This is a genomic window from Lachnospira sp., assembly GCF_016290755.1.
Lineage (GTDB): Bacteria > Bacillota > Clostridia > Lachnospirales > Lachnospiraceae > Lachnospira > Lachnospira multipara.
In genome coordinates this window covers 1-2,262 of record NZ_JAEEVD010000104.1, presented here as the reverse complement: position 1 = coordinate 2,262, position 2,262 = coordinate 1, and the positions used below count along the sequence as shown (strand labels likewise).

The following is a 2,262-nucleotide window of genomic DNA, read 5'->3' as shown; positions in this document are numbered from 1 at the left end:
ATTTCATTTAATAATTCTGATTCTTAGGACAAACGCCGTTACAGCCACCGTTACAACCGCTGCAACAATTTGTCATATCAGATTCGCCATAGATATAATTATCTACTGATGAAATAGAGGCAATAGCCTGAGAAGAAATACCCTGTCCATTACCTGTAAAGCCTAAACCCTCTTCAGTTGTAGCCTTAACATTAACCTGGTCAACTGATAAATTAAGAGCCTTAGCAATATTCTCTCTCATTGTATCTATATAGGGTCTCATCTTAGGTTTTTGAGCTATTATAGTTGCATCTATATTCTCAATAATGAAGTTCTTCTCATCCACCATCTTGCCAGCTTCAGATAACAGCTTTAAGCTGTCTGCTCCTTCGTATCTAGGGTCTGTATCTGGAAAATGTTTACCAATATCTCCAAGTGCTGCAGCTCCTAAAATTGCATCAGTTATAGCATGAAGAAGCACATCTGCATCTGAATGTCCAAGAAGGCCTTTTTCGTATGGAATCTCAACGCCACCAATAATAAGCTTTCTTCCTTCAACAAGCTTATGTACGTCATAACCCATTCCAACTCTCATTGCACTTCCTCCTAATCTTGTCTTTATTAAAATGCTTCTGTCTTATTTATCTAAAATCTTAGCTTTAGTCCTTATAATCTTAGGATTTCTAAAGTATAGATTAATTATCGCTCTAACCTTATAAGTAAACCATATTTTTATAAACTTAGCAAGTATAAGGCAAGGAGAATAAGCCCCTCCTTTAATATTTCTTAAAATAATTTTCTAGGGCTTCAATCGGCTCTGGTACTGCATATCTATAGCCTTGGATGAAATCAAAACCGTTATTTAGTGAAACTTTATTCTGATAATCATTTTCAACACCCTCAACTAAAGTTTTACAACCCTCCGCTTTAAACATATTTACCATAGTAGACATTACATTTGACATATTATCATTACGAACCGCCGCATATAATAAGGACTTATCAAACTTTATAATATTAAAAGGATAATCTCTTACTCTCTCAAAATTAGAATATCCCGTTCCAAAATCATCTAAATAAAAAATTACTCCCGCTTCATTTAACTTCTTCATATTACTAATAACATTACTAGAATGAGTAAATAAGGCACTTTCTGTAAGTTCCATTCTTATATGAGAAATTTGTATTTTATTATCAAAAATTATTTTAAATAATTGCTTATACATATTCTTACTTGAAAATTCTATTGCCGAGCAGTTAATGGTAATTCCATCAAAATCATAACCTTGGTCTTCTAATTGTTTTATTACTCTGCACACCTTATTTAACATAATACAAGTAAGGGTGTGTATATAGCCATTTTTCTCTGCCAAGGATATAAACTTATCAGGCCCAATAATATAATCTCCAACCTTTAATCTCATAAGTGCTTCTGCAGTTCTAAAACTCTTAGAATCCACATCAAAAATAGGTTGAGCATAGCAAATAACTCTTTCATCATTAAGATTTCTTTCATAGGAAATGTCCCTTAAAACCGATAGAATTCTCTCTTCTTTTTCAAAGGCATCATAATCGGAGGCACGAATTATATAGCTCATAGATGAAAAATCGTCCTCGATTTTATTTTCTAAAATATATAGAAATAACATTCTAGCCCTATAAGGATCAAAATTCACCTTCTTAGCATCCATGACAACAAGCCTATAAATGGTGTTGCTCTCCTCAAATTCAATGAATTCATTTAAAATCTCCACCACCTTGCCGGTGATTTTATTAGTATCTATAAAATATCTATTGCTAAATCTAATAGCAAATTCGCCGTAGCCTAAATTAAAAATTGTTATACCGTAGCCTAAATTTTCTAGCTTTCTTGTACATCTAGCGGTATGGAGATAGACGAAATTATTGTCCCCTAGGAAATCGAAATTTGTCAGGCGTGGCACCTTAATAAACATATACAGCACATTTTTACCCGCCACCTTATCCTGGCGCATCATAGTCTCAAAGGAGCTCTTATCCTGACTACCCATAAGCTCGTCGTGAGGATTTGCATGGAAAACTATGTAAAAAAGAGCGAAAGGCAACATATAGGTAATGCTTATGAAAATGTGTGGATAAAAGAGGTACTGTAGCTGCAAAATAATAAGGTTAAATGCAAAGAAGAAAAACACTGTCTTTTTTACGATCTTTGACAGGTTATCGTAGTCGATTATAGTAATTACCACAGACATAAAGGATTCGATAAAGGCTGTGTATATTAGGAATTTTTCGAAAATGTATAGC

At 33.6% G+C, this 2,262-nt stretch carries 2 protein-coding genes; both read right to left on the bottom strand.

What is annotated here, in order from left to right:
- Positions 1 to 7: 7 nt before the first annotated feature.
- On the bottom strand, positions 8 to 574 hold the full coding sequence (gene ispF, locus QVA17_RS12475; protein WP_287389329.1) for a 2-C-methyl-D-erythritol 2,4-cyclodiphosphate synthase: 567 nt from the start codon (positions 572 to 574) through the stop codon (positions 8 to 10).
- A 181-nt stretch (positions 575 to 755) separates the two neighbouring features.
- A partial coding sequence (locus tag QVA17_RS12470) for an EAL domain-containing protein (RefSeq protein ID WP_287389328.1) occupies positions 756 to 2,262 on the bottom strand: 1,507 nt, incomplete at its 5' end.